At 72.7% G+C, this 16742-nt stretch carries 17 protein-coding genes; 11 read left to right on the forward strand and 6 right to left on the reverse strand.

All coding sequences use genetic code 11. From position 1 onward, the window contains the following. A partial coding sequence (locus RH94_RS41410; protein ID WP_199880972.1) for a PucR family transcriptional regulator occupies positions 1-962 on the forward strand: 962 nt, incomplete at its 5' end. A gap of 29 nt (positions 963-991) precedes the next feature. On the opposite strand, the gene RH94_RS39670 is transcribed toward RH94_RS41410, so the two are convergent. After that, positions 992-1873, reverse strand: coding sequence for a hypothetical protein (locus RH94_RS39670; protein ID WP_143204023.1), 882 nt, complete (start codon positions 1871-1873; stop codon positions 992-994). A 272-nt stretch (positions 1874-2145) separates the two neighbouring features. Next, positions 2146-2961: a hypothetical protein gene (locus tag RH94_RS16050; protein ID WP_073948262.1), complete on the reverse strand. Its 816-nt coding sequence runs from the start codon at positions 2959-2961 to the stop codon at positions 2146-2148. Between the two features lie 333 nt (positions 2962-3294). Here RH94_RS16050 and RH94_RS16055 point away from each other — a divergent pair, with 333 nt between their 5' ends. Both RH94_RS16055 and RH94_RS16060 read left to right on the forward strand, forming a co-directional pair. Further along, positions 3295-4233, forward strand: coding sequence for a phosphorothioated DNA-binding restriction endonuclease (locus tag RH94_RS16055; RefSeq protein WP_234425807.1), 939 nt, complete (start codon positions 3295-3297; stop codon positions 4231-4233). A gap of 159 nt (positions 4234-4392) precedes the next feature. Next, on the forward strand, positions 4393-5262 hold the full coding sequence (locus RH94_RS16060) for a class II glutamine amidotransferase (RefSeq protein WP_073948263.1): 870 nt from the start codon (positions 4393-4395) through the stop codon (positions 5260-5262). 38 nt (positions 5263-5300) lie between these two features. Here RH94_RS16060 and RH94_RS16065 read toward each other — a convergent pair whose 3' ends face one another. Then, a complete protein-coding gene (locus RH94_RS16065; RefSeq protein WP_073948264.1) occupies positions 5301-5597 on the reverse strand; it encodes a hypothetical protein in 297 nt (98 codons plus the stop codon). A gap of 205 nt (positions 5598-5802) precedes the next feature. Here RH94_RS16065 and RH94_RS16070 point away from each other — a divergent pair, with 205 nt between their 5' ends. The 3 genes from RH94_RS16070 (at position 5803) to RH94_RS16080 (ending at position 8052) form a co-directional block, all read left to right on the forward strand. Then, positions 5803-6144, forward strand: a complete 342-nt coding sequence (locus RH94_RS16070; RefSeq protein ID WP_073948265.1) for a PadR family transcriptional regulator — start codon at positions 5803-5805, stop codon at positions 6142-6144. Between the two features lie 146 nt (positions 6145-6290). Next, positions 6291-7022 carry a hypothetical protein gene (locus RH94_RS16075; RefSeq protein WP_143204024.1) on the forward strand — a complete coding sequence of 244 codons (732 nt, stop codon included), beginning with the start codon at positions 6291-6293 and terminating at the stop codon, positions 7020-7022. 196 nt (positions 7023-7218) lie between these two features. Beyond that, positions 7219-8052, forward strand: coding sequence for a DUF4184 family protein (locus tag RH94_RS16080; protein ID WP_073948267.1), 834 nt, complete (start codon positions 7219-7221; stop codon positions 8050-8052). A gap of 267 nt (positions 8053-8319) precedes the next feature. Here RH94_RS16080 and RH94_RS16085 read toward each other — a convergent pair whose 3' ends face one another. From RH94_RS16085 to RH94_RS16095, 3 genes are all read right to left on the reverse strand, one after another. Further along, positions 8320-9804: a peptidoglycan D,D-transpeptidase FtsI family protein gene (locus RH94_RS16085; RefSeq protein WP_073948268.1), complete on the reverse strand. Its 1485-nt coding sequence runs from the start codon at positions 9802-9804 to the stop codon at positions 8320-8322. A 525-nt stretch (positions 9805-10329) separates the two neighbouring features. After that, positions 10330-11274, reverse strand: a complete 945-nt coding sequence (gene ku, locus RH94_RS16090) for a non-homologous end joining protein Ku (RefSeq protein WP_073948302.1) — start codon at positions 11272-11274, stop codon at positions 10330-10332. A 151-nt stretch (positions 11275-11425) separates the two neighbouring features. Beyond that, a complete protein-coding gene (locus tag RH94_RS16095; RefSeq protein ID WP_073948269.1) occupies positions 11426-12238 on the reverse strand; it encodes a nuclease-related domain-containing protein in 813 nt (270 codons plus the stop codon). A 102-nt stretch (positions 12239-12340) separates the two neighbouring features. Here RH94_RS16095 and RH94_RS16100 point away from each other — a divergent pair, with 102 nt between their 5' ends. The 5 genes from RH94_RS16100 to RH94_RS16120 form a co-directional block, all read left to right on the forward strand. After that, entirely contained in the window at positions 12341-12847 is a 507-nt protein-coding gene (locus tag RH94_RS16100) for a protein-tyrosine phosphatase family protein (RefSeq protein ID WP_073948270.1), read from the forward strand. A 173-nt stretch (positions 12848-13020) separates the two neighbouring features. After that, complete coding sequence (locus tag RH94_RS16105) at positions 13021-13455, forward strand: hypothetical protein (protein WP_073948271.1); 435 nt, start codon at positions 13021-13023, stop codon at positions 13453-13455. Between the two features lie 43 nt (positions 13456-13498). Continuing rightward, complete coding sequence (locus tag RH94_RS16110) at positions 13499-14860, forward strand: FtsW/RodA/SpoVE family cell cycle protein (protein WP_073948272.1); 1362 nt, start codon at positions 13499-13501, stop codon at positions 14858-14860. A gap of 19 nt (positions 14861-14879) precedes the next feature. Next, positions 14880-16349, forward strand: a complete 1470-nt coding sequence (locus tag RH94_RS16115; protein WP_107428734.1) for a penicillin-binding transpeptidase domain-containing protein — start codon at positions 14880-14882, stop codon at positions 16347-16349. A 43-nt stretch (positions 16350-16392) separates the two neighbouring features. Then, a partial coding sequence (locus tag RH94_RS16120) for a DUF3291 domain-containing protein (RefSeq protein ID WP_234425809.1) occupies positions 16393-16742 on the forward strand: 350 nt, incomplete at its 3' end.

A 16742-nucleotide genomic window follows, 5' to 3' on the forward strand; every position in this document is an offset into this window, starting at 1 on the left:
GGCTCGGCTCGATCTGGGCCGTGGTCAGGTCGCCGGTCGCCCCGGAACGCATCCGCGAGCTCGGCGACGTGGCCTCCGTCCTGGCCCTGCACCTGCTGCGGCTGCGCGCCGAGGCCGACATCGCACGGCGGGTGTCGGCCGGGCAGCTGCGGGCGGCACTGCGCGAAGGCACTGTCCCGGACCGGGGACCGGGAGCGGCGGTCGCGCTGCCGGAGGGCCCCTGGCGGGTGGTGGCCTTCGGATCGACCGGTACGACCGACACCGCCGGTGGAGCCGGTGGGACCGAAGCCGTACGCAGACAACTGGACCTGTGGGAGTCGGTCGCGCGCCGCTTCGGCTGGCACCAGCCCCTGCTCGCCGACCTCGACGGGCTGCTGTTCGCCCTGGTCACCGAACGGCCACCGGGCAGGCGGCGGGTCCCACCCGGCACCCCGGCCGACGCCGGCGCGGGCACCCTCCGCTGGCTCCGGCAGGTACTCGCCGAAACGCGCGCGCACGACCCCGGCCTGTACGCCGCGGTGGGCCGCCCCGCCCACGCCCCCGACCAGCTGCCGCGCTCCACGGCGGAGGCCGTCGAACTCCACCGGCTGATCGCCGCCGGCCGATTCCCCCTCGCCCACGGCACAGGGACCGTGCTGATGGAGGACGCCTGGGACGCGGTCGTCGTCGAGCGCGCCAAGGCCGCCGTCGGGGCCGGCACCGGCCTGCTCGGCGGCCCGCTCGCCGCGCTGCGCGCCCACGACGAGGAACACGGCACCCCGTACCTCGCGACCCTCGCGGCCTGGCTGGACCACTTCGGCGACCCCCAGAGCGCCGCACGCTTCCTCCGGATCCACCCCAACACCCTGCGCTACCGACTCCGCAAGCTCCAGGAGACGGCCCCGGTCGACCTCTCCTCACCCCGCCGACGACTGGCCCTGCGACTGCAGCTCACGGCCATGGGCGAGCCGCCGCGCCCCTGATCACCGCCAGGGCGGTTCCGAAGTGACGCTCACTGCGCGTTGGTTCCGACGTGGACCGCGAGCCGGACGGTCGGCGACCAGTTGGTGCAGGTGGAGGACTGGAACAGGCCGCCGCGCTTGCAGGACTGGATCACGAGGTCGTGGGTTCCCCCCGTGAATTCCGAGTCCTTCATGGTGTACCGCCGCGGTCCGTCGGTACCCGTGAGTTCGCGCTGCCGCTTGTCCACCCTGAGGTTGTAGTGGGTGGCGGTGGCGTCCCCTCCGATGTAGAGGGTGACGGTGTGGGCGCATTCGTCCCAGCGCGCGCCCAGATAGGGGCTGCGGAAGTACCGGTACCGAGTGGGGTTGCTTCCGACGGCGACGTACTTCTTGTCGTAGGTGACGCCGTCGTTGAAGATGCAGGCCGAAGCTCGCCGACCGCCGGCAAAGGCGTTGTCCTCCTTGACCTGGGCACGGGTGGCGGGGGTGACACAGACCCGGTCACTGGGCACGGCCTCCCGCCACACGTACCCCTGCTTGCACGTGTCCGGCCCGTAGGCGCCGTAGCCGAGTCGCCGGTTGGCGGCCTGGCTGTTGTCGTACCTGGCCCGGTCACGGGTGGCGGGGGTGACGCAGACCCGGTCGCCGGGCACCGCCTCCCGCCACACGTACCCCGGCTTGCACGTGTCCGGCCCGTAGGGGCCGGAGTTGACCCGCAGGCCGTCGGCCTGGCTGTCGTCGGACTTGGTCCGGTCACGGGTGGCGGGGGCACTGGAAGGTGAGCCGGCCGCGGCCGATGCGGTGGCACGGGTGCCGGTCCCCGTCGGTGTGTCCGCCGCCTTGTCCGTCCGCCCGCAGCCCGTGAGCAGTCCGCCCGCCACCGGCAGAAGAACCAGAAGTGCTGCGGCGCGCCGTGTCGTTGTCCTTGCCATCGTGGCTCCCCCGTGTCCGCCCGGCGCCAGTCGCCGGTACCCGGGAACACGAGACCGCCGACGGTCCGGTTGCGGGCGTTTTGCGCAGTGACACAACGACGACAAAACGGAGACCTGGCAAGGGACGCTCCGCTTCACACGCGGCTTCCTGGTCATCGCCGTGTCAGCGGAAGCACACGTACGCGAGTGACCGCTCCCCCGCCGGCCGAGGCTCCCGTCGGGTCGTACACGTCCCACGGAACGGACTTACGGAGCGGAGCGGTGCTCAGGCGCTATGAAGTGAGGACGGCGATCAGCTCGGGCAGGGCGCACGGGTACAACCACGCGCTTTCACGGCCTTCTCGCAGACGGGCGATCGCGACCAGTGCGTCTGCCGCGTTCTTGCACCGTGGGTGCTGGATGGCAAAGGCCTCTACGCGGCCGTGCTGGGTCACGAGCCAGTCGGCCACGGTCCGGGGGTCACCGTCGTACCACCACGAGAACCGGAAGTCTTCCCAGAGGAGATCGGTGCCCCAGTCGACCGCCAGTCGGACGAGGCCGGCGTCTGCCTCGGGGCCGAAGAGCCCCGCGATGTATCCGAGCCACGGCTCCAGGCCGCCCGTTGCGGCGGCTGTCCCTTCGATGAGTTCGGCGACCTCCCCAGCGGATCGGCCGTCGGTCACGGCTATGGCCACCAGAGCCCGGAGGGCCTGCTCGACCGCGGTGCGTTCGGGCGCCGGCCAGTCGACGAGCCGGGCTCCGTCGTGGCCGAGACGGCCGAGTTCCAGGGCGAGGTCGACGCCGGCGAGGTCGACGCTTTGGCCGGCCGTGCCCCAGGCGCGCAGGGCACGGGGTATGAGGCGGCGCCACAGGACCGGGTACTGGTCCGCGTCCCAGTGATCGACGACTTCGCGCATGAAGTGACCCAGGAGGTCGTCCGGTACCGCGGAGGGATCGCCGCCGAGCACGCGCAGTTCCGACTCCGGCGTGCAGTGGGTGCACCCTCCCACCGGGCGATCGAGCGTCGGGGGTGACGCGAAGGCGTCGTCCACCTGAGCCAGTGCGCGCCGCCACATCGCGTACGGATCAAAGCCGAGGGGATCAAGCATGGCAGGTACCTACCGCGGGACTCCGCCAAGCGCCCCTGGCGAAGAGCGCGACCCTACCACCCGCGAACCAAGTCACCCGGTGTGGACCGTCGTTGACGGACGAGGAACACGATCCGGGCGAGGCACGAGAACCCTGATCCGATCCGCTGGAATGACTCGGGGAGGCAAGCCCCCTGGGGAGCCGTGTCCTGGAGAAGTTTTCCGCCTACAGGCGCGCGCCAAATCGCCGCTTCCACCAGGGGGTACGTGTCTGCTGTCCGCCGTGCGGGGACGGCCTCGGCTGCGGGCCTCGGGCTCCCGGACCGGTCTGCCGGATGGCAGGGTGTGCACGTGATGACGCGAGACGAGCTCATGGGCGCGCTGTCCGGAATGCGGCGGGCGCGCGTAGGAAACCGCCGAGCGCCGCACAAGCCTCTCCTCGTGCTGTGGCTGTTGGGACGGTTCGTCGCGTCGGGCGGTACTGCGGTCACGTACGACGAGGCGGAAGCGCCCGTCAGCCGCCTCATCAACGACTTCGGCCCAGCTCTGACGAGCCGTTCACGCACTCGGGACCGGGCCGCGATGCCGTTCGTGCACCTGGAGCGCGAGCTGTGGGATCTGCGCGGTCACGACGGGCAAGCCATCGGTCCGGACGCCCCGGAGCGCGGCACCTGGCTGCGGAAAAACGGCGCCCACGGCAGGCTGCGCCCCGAGGCCGAGGCGCTGCTTGCGGACCCGGGCACGTTGGCCGCGACCGTCCGGCTGCTGCTGGAACAGCACTTCACACCGGCCTTGGAGGCACCCGTCTGCGACGCCGTCGGCCTGGACCCGGCAGGGCTGGGCGAGGTGGTGTACGTCCCCTCGGTGAAGAAGCAGCGAAAGCGGCGGGCGGGGTTCGCCGAGGAGGTCCTCCACGCCTACGCGTACGCCTGTGCGTTCTGCGGGTTCGACGGCGCGCTCGGCCGGAATCCGGTCGGCCTGGAGGCCGCCCACGTGCGATGGCACAGTCAGGACGGGCCGGACGAGGTGAGCAACGGGCTGGCGCTGTGCTCCCTGCACCACACGCTCTTCGACCTCGGCGTGCTGGGACTGCTGCCCGACCTCCGCATACAGGTGTCCCAGCTGTACGTGGCCCGGAGCGCGGCCGGACAGACCATAGACGCTCTCCACGGAAAGCCGGTCGCGACCCCCCGGCCCGGCCGGCCCACCGTCGATCCGAGGTACCTGCACTGGCATGGGCAGCAGGTCTTCAAGCAGCCGTTGCTCAGATGCGGCGCCCGGACGCGAACGTGAGGTCCGGGAGGTCTCCGGTCCGCCCGGTTCGCGGCCTCGTGACGGGGAACTCCGGGATACGTCCCGTCGCGCGGTGCGGTGTCGCCGGGTGCGAGTCCTCGCTGGTCGCGGGTGGGCCGCCGTCGGCCCGGGGCGCCCGACCATCCACGGAGGTACCCGATGTGCCGCCTGTTCGGACTCAGCAGCGCCCCGCGGCGCGCCTACGCCACCTTCTGGCTGTTGGAGGCCCCCGACAGCCTCAGCCGGCAGAGCCACCGGGAGCCCGACGGCACCGGGCTGGGGTACTTCGCAGCGGACGGCACCCCGCACGTGGACAAGGCGCCGATCGCCGCCTACGAGGACCGGGCGTTCGCCGAGGACGCGCGGGAGGTGGAGTCGGCTACCTTCCTCGCCCATGTACGGTTCGCCTCGACCGGCAGTCTGGACGTCCGGAACACGCACCCCTTCGAGCAGGAGGGGCGGCTGTTCGCGCACAACGGGGTCGTCGAGGGACTCGACGCGCTCGACGACCACCTGGGTGCGGACCGGGCGCTGGTCAGGGGCGACACCGACTCGGAGCGGCTCTTCGCCCTCGTCACCCGGGAGATCCGCGACCACGGCGGTGACGTCGGGGCCGGTGTCGCGCACGCCGCGCGGTGGGTCTCCCGGAACCTGCCCGTGTACGCCCTCAACCTCGTCCTCACCACCCCCGACCGGCTGTGGGCGCTGCGCTACCCGGGCACGCACGAGCTGTACGTCCTCGAGCGCCCGGCGGGCGGTCAGCACGGGACCGGGCACCTCGACCACAGCGGCAGCCACGGGCGGATGCGCGTGCACTCCGCCGGTCTGGCCGGCCGTCCCTCCGTCGTCGTGGCCAGCGAGCGCATGGACGACAACCCGCACTGGCGCCTGATGGAGGCGGGCGAACTGCTCCACGCCGGTTCCGACCTGCGCACCACCCACCGCGTCGTCCTGCCCGAGCCCCCGGCGCACCAGCTCACCCTCGACGACCTGCGCCCCGACGCCGCCGCCTCGCAGAAGGCCGCCTAGCGGGCAGCGCGTACGACGCCGGAGCTTTCACGGCGCCGTCAGCGGTCGCCGTCCCGGGCCTCGCTCCGCGCGTCCACGAGCCGACGCTGCACGTCGGACACCAGGTCCCGCAGTCGTCCCGGCCGCACGCCCTCGTACTCCATCCATTCGTCGAGGCGGGGACGCAGGTACCGCACCAGGCCCATCCCGTGGCGGCGCAGCTCCGAGCGGTCCCTCGAGATCTCCTCCTGCACCTCCCGCCGGAGGTCGTCGGTCCAGCCCTGCGCGCGGTCTTCTTCCCCCAGGGGGGCCTTGAGAACGGCCACCGCTTCGTCGAGGACGGTCAGCACCTGCATACGCGGCAGCCTAGGCGCGGGCCGACCGTACGCCGAGTCCGCCTCCGTACGCGCGTCCGCGCCACCGCCCCGGCCGGCGGCGGCCCGCGCCCGCTGCGCGACCCGGCCTCCGCTGACACCGACGAGGACGGGGAACGGTGAGCCCCGGACGAGTGGTGCCGCGTCGGCATTGTTGACAGGCCGCCGGGCGACATATGTTGGCTGGATGAGTGAGCGCGTGTTGCAGGAGCCGACCCTTTTGATACTGACGGCTCTGGCGGATGAGCCACGGCATGGTTATGCCATCGCCCAGGAGGTGAAGGCGCTCTCCGGCGGCCGGGTGGCCCTGCGCACCGGCACCCTCTACGGCGCCCTCGACCGACTGCTGAAGGACGGGCTGATCGAGGTGCACCGTGAGGAGGTCGTCGACGGGCGGGCCCGCAAGGTCTACGCCTTGGCGCCGCTGGGGCGGGAGAGGCTGGCGGTGGCGGCGGAGCGGATGGCGTCGACGGCCCGTGAGGCCACCCGGCGGCTGGGCATCTCCGGGGCGGCGGTGACGCGGGCGTGATCGGGCTGGTTCTGCGCCTGTATCCGCGGCGGTACCGCATGGAGTGCGGTGAGGAGATCCTTGCCGTCTATCAGCAGACAGCGGCGGAAGTCTCTGCCTCGGGCAGGTTTCGGGAGGCTGCGGACATCGCCGCTCACGCGGTGCGGATGAGGCTCGGCCTGAGCTCCGCGACGGCCGCCGGACGACTGCTGGCGCGCGCGGCGCCGTTGGCGGTGGGTGCGGCGGCGGCCTACTGTGGCATTCATCTGAGCCGCTGGTATGCCGGGGCGGTCGCCTCGCCGGCGCCCGTGCGGATCGACGCCGACGCCTGGAGCGCGCTCCTGCTCGCTTCGGCACTGGTCTTCGTCGGGGCCGTCACAGCGCTGACGGGGCGGTGGCGTGCGGGTGTGATCGCGCTCGCCACCGGACTGGCGGGGCTGGCCGTCGCGGCTGTCGTCAGCGGTCCCGCGTTCGGTGACCCCATCGTCACCCCCGTCATGGCGCTTCTCACCGCCTTGGTCGTGGTGGCCTGTCCGCCCGATCTGCGGCCGGGGACCGGGCCGTGTGCCACGGCCGGCGCGATGGCCGCCGCCGCGTGGCTGCCCGTCACCGCGATGTACGCGGGCGTACTCCCGGTCAGCACCGACTACGGCCTGTGGCCCCTGCTCGTCCTCGCGGTCACCGGCCTGGCGCAGGCTCTGCGGTCGATGTCCCCGGGGCTGGCCGAGACGGCTGCGACAGCCGCGGCCTGCCCGCTGTTCCTCGCCCACGCCTGCACCACGGGAGCCTGGGGTCTCCTGCTTCCCACCCTGGGGACCGCCGCCGCGGTGCCGCTGGCCGGCGCGTTGGCCGGCTCCGCGCACGCGCTCCGCCTCCGCGGCCGGTCCGGCCGGCACTGACGCACCCTTCCACCGGCCGCCCTCCGCACCTCGGGAGCGACTTCGTGCTGCCGGTGCAGCATAGTCAGTCACCCGACATATAGTCTCGGAGAACATATTTAGCTGCTCGACTTGTGGGGCCGCGTGTGCCGCTCCATGCCCGACCGCACCCGGCGACCGTCGCCACGGCCCGCGCCGACACGGAAGAGGCTCCTCGATGCCGTTCACGCTGTCCCACCCCGCAGCCGTGCTGCCGTTGCTGCGCCACCCGTTCTCACCGGCCGCCCTGGTCTGCGGAGCCATGGCTCCGGACGCGCCGTACTTCCTCGCCGCCGCCCGCATACCGGTGAGCGCCCAGTCCTGGTACGAGCCGTTCCTCAACGCCACCGTCTCCCACACCCTGTCCGGCGTCGCCGTGTCGGGGCCTTTCGCTCTGGCGCTCCTGGCGCTGTACCGGCTCGTGCGCCGCCCGGCCGTCGCCCTGCTGCCCGCCCGGCTCTCCCCGGCAGGTACGGCCGATCGCGGCGGCGGCAACGGCCCGCGCCGGGCGGGCTGGGTGCTGCTGTCCGCCCTGATCGGCATCCTGACCCATCTGCTGTGGGACTCCTTCACCCACGGGGACGGCTACCTGGTCACTCACCTGAGCGTCCTGCGGTCCCCCCTCACGGGGGACCTCACAGTGGCGCGGCTGGTCCAGCACGTCAGCACGGCCGGGGGCCTGATCGCCGTCGTGGTGCACCTGTGGCACCGTCGGCACCGGGCCCCGGCCGGCAACACCGGCCAGGCCGGACTTTCGGCAGCGACCCGCTGGAGCGTCGTAGCGGTGTCGACCGTTGCCGCCCTCACCGGTGCCGTGGCCAACACGCACACCCTGGAGTACTACCGGGGCGAACCCGCAACAGCCGACCAGGCAACCGCGCAACAGACGGTGGAGGCGGTTCTCTCGGACTGGGCGACGGGCGGCGGCACCGCACTGGCCTGCGCATTCATCCTTTACGCCTGCGCCTGGTGGGTACACGGCGCCCTCCGGCCGCCGAGCCGCACGACTTGAGCGCACGCCAGGATCGGGCGCGGGCGGCGAGAAACCGACCCGGCTGAAGCAGACCCACGCCATCGGGTCATGGCGGCCGACCGCATCGACGCCCTGCTCATCGGCTTCAACCCGGTCGAAGGACCCCGGCGATCACTGCGCCGGGGTCCTTCTTCGAACGAGATCACCGCTTGGCGCCGATGGCTGTTCCCTCGTTTCCCGAGGCCGGCTTCGTGCGGCGGGGGCCGGCTCCCCGGCGCGGAGAGCGCCGGGGACTCCTCTTCCCGGTCAGTCCCGCAGGACGGCCTTCATGACGCTCCGCGCGATGGGGGCGGCCAGGTTGCCGCCGGAGATGTCCTCGCGGGAGATGTCCATGGCGGTGGGGTCGATGAAGACGGCCACGGCCACGGACCGGCCGTCGGGCTTCACGCCGTACGAGACGAACCAGCCGTAGGGAACCTGCTCGCGGACGTCCACGCCGCGCTGCGCCGTTCCGGTCTTGCCGCCCACGGTGACGCCGTCGATCAGGGCCCTCTTGGCGCTGCCCTCCTTGGCGGTGTGCTCCATCATCTCGCGGACCTTCGCGGCCGTGCCGGAGGAGACGGCCTGGCTCATCACCTGGGGCTCGTTCTTCTGCAGCGTGCTGAGATCGGGGGACCGTACCTCGTCGACGATGTAGGGCTGCATCACCTTGCCGTCGTTGACCAGCGCGGCGGTCACCATGGCCATCTGCATGGGGGTGCTGGTGAGGCTGCCCTGTCCCATGCCGGTCAGCGCGGTTCCCGGCGCGTCCAGGTCTCGCGGGTACTGGCTCGCGGTGGCCTTCAGGTCGCCGAGGGCGGAGGAGTAGACGTCCTCGTTGAACCCGAACTTCTCGGCCGTCTCGCGCATCCGGTCCTGGCCGAGTTTCACGGCCGCGTCGAGGAAGACGTTGTTGCAGGAGTACTGCATGGCGGTCTTCAGCGAGGCCTTGTCGCAGACGGCGTCCCCGGCCTGGCTGCCGATCCTGTTGGTCGACTGCGGCAGGGGGTACGGCGACACCGCGTCCGAGGAGGCGTCGACGTCGGTCACCACGCCGTGCTCCAACGCGGCGGCCGCGGTGAGGATCTTGAACGTGGAGCCGGGGGGAAAGGTCTCCCGCAGCGCGCGGTTGGCCAGCGGCTTGGCCTTGTCGGCGTCGAGCGCCACGAACCGGTCGCTCTCCTTGAGCAGGTTCCCGGCGAAGGACGAGGGGTCGTAGGAGGGCGCCGAGACGAGGGCGAGCACCTTGCCCGTCCGCGGGTCGAGCGCCACCACCGAGCCGCGGGCGCCGAGCTCGACGAGCCCCTTGTACCCGGCCTCCTGCGCCTTGGGGTCGATCGTCGTGACGACGTCCCCGCCGCGTCGTTCCTTGCCGGTGACGACGTCCGTGAACCGCTGGAACGCCAGCCGGTCGTCCCGGCCGCTGAGCACGCTGTCGTACGTCTTCTCCAGCAGGCTCATGCCCACGGCCTGGGAGGCGTATCCGGTGACCGGCGCGTACATGGGGCCGTTCTTGTACGTGCGCTTGTACTTGAGGTCCGAGCCGTCCGCCTTCACGGAACCCGTGATCGACTGGCCACCCACGACGATGTCGCCGCGCGGCACCGCGTACTGGCTGATCAGCACACGTCGGTTCTCTTCGTCGGCGGCCAGTTCGTCGGCCCGCAGGTACTGCAGCCAGTTGGCCCGGAGCAGCAGCGCGAGCATCAGGAGTCCGCAGAAGACGGCTATGCGTCTCAGCGGCTTGTTCACACGGCACCGCCTGTGTGCGCCGCGGCGTCAAGCGCGCACAACTCACTCTTCAGTAAAGCGAGTTGCTTCGACAAGGGGAGCGGTCGGGCGAAGGCCGGAGTGAAGAGCACCATACGGATCACCTTAGTTATGCGCGCGGTGCGGGTCACATCTGCCCCTCGTCGCGCCCGGCGTCCGGGCGGGCGGTGCCGGACGCCGACGGGCACGTCGTGGACGCCGTCCACGTCCACGTCGACGCGCACGCCACGGCCACCGTGGAGGGGCCCTCGTCGCGGCGGGCGGGGTGGAGGCCCTCTCGCCGCCGCGCCGAGCCCGCACCACGGGGTCGTGCCGCCCACCGTGGGGTGCGCGGAGGTCGACGAGGAGATCGGGCTCGACGCGGGGACGGGCGCTCCGCGCGCCCTGCCCGAGGACGGGGGTCTCGTGCGCAGCGACTCCTTCGGGTTTGGGGGCACAACGCCGTGCCGGCGCTGCGGCGCGTGCGGCAGAGGGCGAGGGGCGAGAGGCGTGCGGGGAGGGGCGCCCTCACACCGTGCGTTTGCGCGCCGCCGTCTTCTTCGCCGCCGTCTTCTTCGCCAGGGCCTTCTTCGCCGGGGCCTTCTTCGCGGGCTGTGTGGACTGGGAGGCCCGTTCCCTCGTCGCGGCCGCCGGCTTCTCCGGCATCTCCGCCGCGGTCTCCTCGTCCACCTCCTCGCCCCTGGACCGTCTGGCCGCGCGGACGCTCTTCTCCAGGGCGGTCATCAGGTCGAGGATCCTGCCGCCGGAGGCGGGCCCGGGGGCCTCGGGGAGCGCCTCGCCGGCGGCCTTGGCGGCGATGACCTTCTCCAGGGCCTTGCGGTACTCGTCGTGGAGGTCCTCGAGGTCGACCTCGCCGAGGAGCTCCATGAGGGCGCCGGCGAGATCCAGTTCCCTGTCGCGGAGCGTGACGCCGGCGTCCGGGGCCACGCCCTGGGGGGCGCGGATCTCGTCCGGCCAGAGCAGGCTGTGCATGGCGATGGCGTCGTCCACCACGCGGAGCATGCACAGGCGCTCGCGGCCGCCCAGGACGAGCTTGGCGATCGCCACCCGCCGGCTGCGCTTGAGGGCCTCCCGCAGGAGGGTGTACGGCCTGGCGGCCCGGACGCCGCCGGCGGCCAGGTAGTACGCGTGCTCCACCTGCAGCGGGTCGATCCGGTCGGCCGGGAGGAAGGCCACGATGTCGATCGTCTTCGTGGTCGGCAGGGGCAGGTGGGCCAGGTCCTCGTCGGTGATCGGGATGATGGTGCCGTCCGCGTCCTCGTAGGCCCTGCCGATCTCCGCCTGCGTGACTTCGCGGTCCTCCAGTTCGCACACCCTGCGGTAGCGGATGCGGCTGCCGTCCTCCGTGTGGATCTGGCGGAAGGGGACGGTGTGGCTCTCGGTGGCGTTCACGACCTTGATCGGGATGCTGACCAGGCCGAACGAGATGGCGCCGTTCCATATGGATCGCACGTGCAGCACCTTCCGGAGCGATTCATTACGCGCTTCGTCACGCGGTCCGTCACGAGTCATCGCGAGCCGTTTGTCGCTTTTGAGAAGTTTACGCTGCTTCGTCGGCGTATGAATCTTGAGTGTGCGCACGCGTCGCCCCGGCCGTGCGCCGTCACACCCGCTCCCACGTCCTCCTGTCCCTCGCCGTCGCGTGCAGGGCCCCCGCGTCCGCCGGCTTCAGTACGCCGCCCAGGCGGGACAGGGAGCCCAGGTCCGAGTCCTGGAGGACGCGTACGCCCCTCGGCGGAGCCTCCGCGCGGAGGTCGGCCGGGCCCGCCAGGGCCAGGAGGGGGCGGACCTCGGCCGTGAGGGCGTAGGAGGCGCGGTCGGCCGTCGTGCGGAGGTGGCGGAGGAGGGGGACCGGGTCGTGGCGGCCCACGGTGACCAGGGGGTCGGCGATGTGGACGCGCTGTTTGCGGGCCTGGAGGGCGTGGACGGCGAAGAGGCCGCCGGGGCCGATCGCCAGGTGGTGGATGCGGTCGCCGCCCGGCAGTGGGATCGAGTGCAGGACGTGCCACCCGGCGCCGTCCAGGGCGTCCAGGACCTCGCCGACCGCCTGCTCGGCGGCGAGGGCGCGGCGGCGCGGGTCCGGGCGGAGGCGGTGCGCGGAGCCGGGGTCCCGGTCGAGGGCGATCAGCAGGGCCTCGCCGGGACGGTTGGGGGCCAGGTCGTCGTCCGGGTGGAGGCTCAGGCGGGCGAGGTCGGCCGGGGAGGGGACCGGGGGCGGGCCCACCGCCACCGGGCCCGTGAGGAAGGGGCCCAGGGCCTGCAGGACGTCCTCCCGCTCGTCCTCGCTGAGGACGTTGACGCGGGCGGCCTCACGGTCGTACCAGGCGACGTTCCCGCCGTCGGCCCGGCAGACGTAGAGCCGTTCCTGCCCGTGGAGCCAGGTCGGTATGACGCGCAGTCCGCGGTGTCCGCTCATGCACCATCACCCCCACCGACCATGGGAACAGGCGGGGTGCTGCCGGGGCAAGAACCCGGCTACCTTTGAGGAACGGTGGGAGGCGGAGTTGGGGAGGCGCCGTTGCGTACCCGCGGGAAGCAGCCCGACGTACCGGCTCCGGACAGCCCGTGGAGCGAGATCGTGCCCGGCCTGTGGATGGGCGGGCACGAGTTCAGGGGGCATGGCGGGCGGCTGGAGCTCGCCGTCGTACGCGATGAGTTCGATCTTGTGCAGACCCTGCTCAGGCTTCCGGGGCACGGACCCGACCCCGGCGTCGAGCACCATGTGTGGCCGATACCCGACGGACCGCTGGACGGGACCCAGCTCGCGGGCGTGATGCGGCTGGCCCGGGCGGCCTGTGACGCGCTGGAGCAGGGCCGCCGGGTGCTCGTGCGCTGCTACTCCGGCTACAACCGCTCGGGGCTGGTCGTCGCGCACGCCCTGATCCACCAGGGGCGCTCCGCCGACGAGGCGATCCGGCTGGTCCGGGCCCGCCGCTCCCCCTGGGCGCTGCACAACGAGCTGTTCGTCGACTACCTGCGGGCGGGGCTGTCGACGGCACGGCTGCTGGAGGAGCTGACCGAGTAGTCGTCCCACCCGGGGCACGTACGCTCCCGCACGGCGGCGCTGACACCCCCTCAGGAGCCGTGTCCCCGATGGCCCAGTGCGACGGGCGCCCGGCGCGCGCCGCTCCTAGTGTTGCGGTTAGTCGCTTTCGCCCACCCTCCGTGGGCCTCGCTGCCTCAGGTGGAGGTGCCTCCATGCCGTCCCCGCGTTCCCCTCTCACCCGGCTGGCCCTGGCGGCCGTCGTCGGCGCGCTGCTCACCACGGCCGCCGCCGCGCCCGCCGTCGCCGGCGACGGCCGCGGCGGGACCCCGGGCGGCTCCGACGGCAGCCCGGGCGCGGAGGCGCACAGGGCAGCCGCACAGCACGCCGGCGCGCACGGCGACCGGTACCCGCGCTTCCACCGGGGCATCGTCGCGGTCCGCGGCGGGGTCGCGCTGCACAGCCGGCCGGAATTCCGCAGCCGGGTGCTGCGGATCGCCCGGCCCGGCGAGGTCGTCTGGATCTACTGCAGGACGCTGGGGCAGGACGTGCACGGCAGCCGCGTGTGGTACCTGCTCGCGGACCGCGCCTGGGCGTGGGCCCCGGCGCGCGCCATCGCGACCACTTGGCCTCCGCCACGCTGGTGTTGACGGCCAGGACGGGCAAGCCTCACCTTTTGGGTAGGTTCCGGACATGACCAAGGCCGGAACCACCGTGGCAGCGGCGGACCCGCCCGTGCCCGCCGTCCGCCTTCCCCGGCGCCGCGGTGTCGAACTCGCCCTCATCGTGCTCGCCGTCCTGCTGCCGGTGTACGGCTACTGCGCCGTCGGCCTGGCGAGGTACGGCACCGTCCCGCCCGGGGCCGCCGGTTACGGCGCCGGACTGGCCGCGCTGGCTCTGCTCGCGCACCTCGTGGTGCGGCTGCGGGCGCCGTACGCCGACCCGCTGCTGCTGCCCATCGGGGTGCTGCTCAACGGGCTGGGCCTGGTGCTGATCTACCGGCTCGACCTGGAGACCCCGGGCGACGAGGCCGCGCCCGCCCAGCTGGTGTGGTCCACGCTGGGCGTGGCGCTGTTCATCCTGGTGGTGCTCGTGCTGCGCGACCACCGGTGGCTCCAGCGCTACGCCTACGTCTGCGTGGTCGCGGCCCTCGCGCTGCTCACGCTGCCCATCTGCTTCCCCGCCGTCAACGGCGCCCGCATCTGGATCCGGTTCGGCAGCCTGTCCATCCAGCCGGGCGAGTTCGCGAAGGTGCTGCTGGCGGTGTTCTTCGCCGCGTACCTGGCCGCCAACCGCAGCGCGCTGGCGCACTCGGGGCGGCTGATGTGGCGGCTGCAGCTGCCCACCGGCCGGGTGCTCGGGCCGGTGGTGGCGGTCTGGCTGCTGAGCGTCGGTGTGCTGGTGCTGGAACGGGACCTGGGCACCTCGCTGCTGTTCTTCGGGCTGTTCGTGGTCATGCTGTACGTCGCCACCGGGCGCACCGGCTGGATCGCGGTCGGGCTGCTGCTGGCCGTGGCCGGGGCGGTCACGGTCGGTCGGCTGGAGCCGCACGTGCACGGCCGGATCGGCGAGTGGCTGCACCCGTTCGCGTCCATCGAGGCCGGTCAGGGGCCGGGGCAGGTGGCCCAGTCGCTGTTCTCGTTCGCGGCGGGCGGGGTGACCGGGACCGGGCTGGGCCACGGCCACTCGATCCTGGTCGGCTTCGCCGTCAAGTCGGACTTCATCCTGGCCACCGCCGGGGAGGAACTGGGGCTGGCCGGGCTGGCCGCCGTCTTCCTGCTGTACGCCCTGCTCGTCGAGCGCGGCTACCGGGCGGGGCTCGCCCTGCGCGACCCCTTCGGCCGGCTGCTCGCGGTCGGGCTGGCCTCGCTGGTGGCGCTCCAGGTGTTCGTGATCGCGGGCGGGGTGACCGGGCTGATCCCGCTGACCGGCCTGGCGATGCCGTTCCTGGCGCAGGGCGGCTCGTCGGTGGTCACCAACTGGGCGATCGTGGCGCTGCTGATCCGGGTGAGCCATGTGGCGCGCAGGCAGTACGACGGGCGGGTGGCCCCATGAGCGTGCGGGAGGGCGTCCGGTGACCCGGCACATCCGGCACGCCGCAGCCTTCTGCGTCCTGCTGCTGGTGGCGCTCCTGGTGAACACGGCGTGGCTGCAGGTGCTGCAGGGGCCGTCGTACGGCGGGAATCCGGCCAACCGCCGTCCCACCATCGCCCGTTACCAGCAGCCGCGGGGCGAGATCCTGGTCGGCGGCCGGCCGGTGACCGGCTCCAGGGACACCGGGGAGCAGCTGCGCTACGAACGGACGTACACGGACGGGCCGTTGTACGCGCCGGTCACCGGGTTCGCCTCGCAGCTGTACGGGACGACGTTCCTGGAGCACACCGAGGACGGTGTGCTGGCGGGGACCGATCCGCTGCTGGCGGGGTTCCCGCTGTGGCAGGACCTCACGCGGGCGCGGCCCTCGGGCGGCAACGTGGTGACGACCCTCGACCCGGCCGCGCAGCGGGCCGCGTTCGACGGGCTGGGCCCGCGCAAGGGGGCGGTCGCGGCGATCGAGCCGACGACGGGGCGGATCCTGGCCCTGGTGTCCACGCCGTCGTACGACCCCTCGGAACTGTCCGGGAACGGGCCGGCGGTGGCGGCGGCGTGGGAGCGGCTGAGCCGTGATCCGGAGCAGCCGATGCTGAACCGGGCGGTGCGGCAGACGTATCCGCCGGGGTCGACGTTCAAGGTGGTCACCGCGGCGGCGGCGCTGGACGCGGGCGTGGTGACGGATCTGGACGAGCGGACCGACTCGCCGGACCCGTACCGGCTGCCGGGCACGACCACGCGGCTGCTCAACGAGGCCGACCACTGCGAGAACGCGTCCCTGCGCCACGCCTTCGAGTGGTCGTGCAACACGGTGTTCGCGAAGCTGGGGGTGGACGTGGGGGTGGACCGCATGCGGGCCGCGGCGGAGGGGCTCGGCTTCAACGACGAAGGACTGAGGATCCCCTTCCTGGTGTCGCCGAGCACCTTCGACACGCACGTGGACCGGGCACAGCTCGCACTGTCGTCGATCGGGCAGTACAACACGCGTGCCACACCGCTGCAGATGGCGATGGTGGCGGCCGCGGTCGCCGGCGGCGGGCAGGTGCGGGCGCCCTACCTCGTGGAGCGGACGGCACGCCGGAGCGGCGGCACGGTGTCCACGGCCGGCTCCCGGCCGGTGCGGCAGGTGATGCGCCCGACGACCGCGGCGCGGCTGCGGGAGCTGATGACCGGCGTGGTCACCGACGGCACCGGCCGGAACGCGGCGATCCCCGGTGCCACGGTGGGCGGCAAGACCGGCACCGCCCAGCACGGCCTGGGCAACTCCGGTATTCCGTACGCCTGGTGCATCTCCTGGGCCCGGGCCGAGGGCGACATGGAGGCGAGGGTCGCGGTCGCCGTGGTGGTGGAGGACGCGTCGGCGCGGCGCGGCGACATCAGCGGGGGCGGTACGGCGGCGCCGATCGCGAAGGCCGTGATGGAGACGGTGCTGCGCTCGCCGACCGCCGGGTGAGACGGGGGTACCGTTCGCCCGGGAGCCGACCTACCGTGCGGGCATGACGTCTGCCGCCGCGTACGAACTCGCCCAGGTCAACATCGCCCGCCTCAAAGCCCCTCTGGAATCACCGCAGTTGAAGGACTTCGTCGACGCGCTCGACCCGGTGAACGCCGACGCGGACGCCGCCGACGGCTTCGTCTGGCGCCTGCGGAACGACTCCGGCAACGCGACGGACGTACCCGTCCTCGGCGACGACTGGCTGATCGTCAACATGTCGGTGTGGCGGGACACCGACGCGCTGACGGCGTTCATGTACCAGGGCCGGCACCGGGAGATGCTGGCCCGGCGGAGGGAGTGGTTCGAGCGGTTGGCGGAGGCGGCCACCGCACTGTGGTGGGTGTCGGCGGG

The sequence above is a fragment of the Streptomyces kebangsaanensis genome (genome assembly GCF_001906585.1).
Lineage (GTDB): Bacteria > Actinomycetota > Actinomycetes > Streptomycetales > Streptomycetaceae > Streptomyces > Streptomyces kebangsaanensis.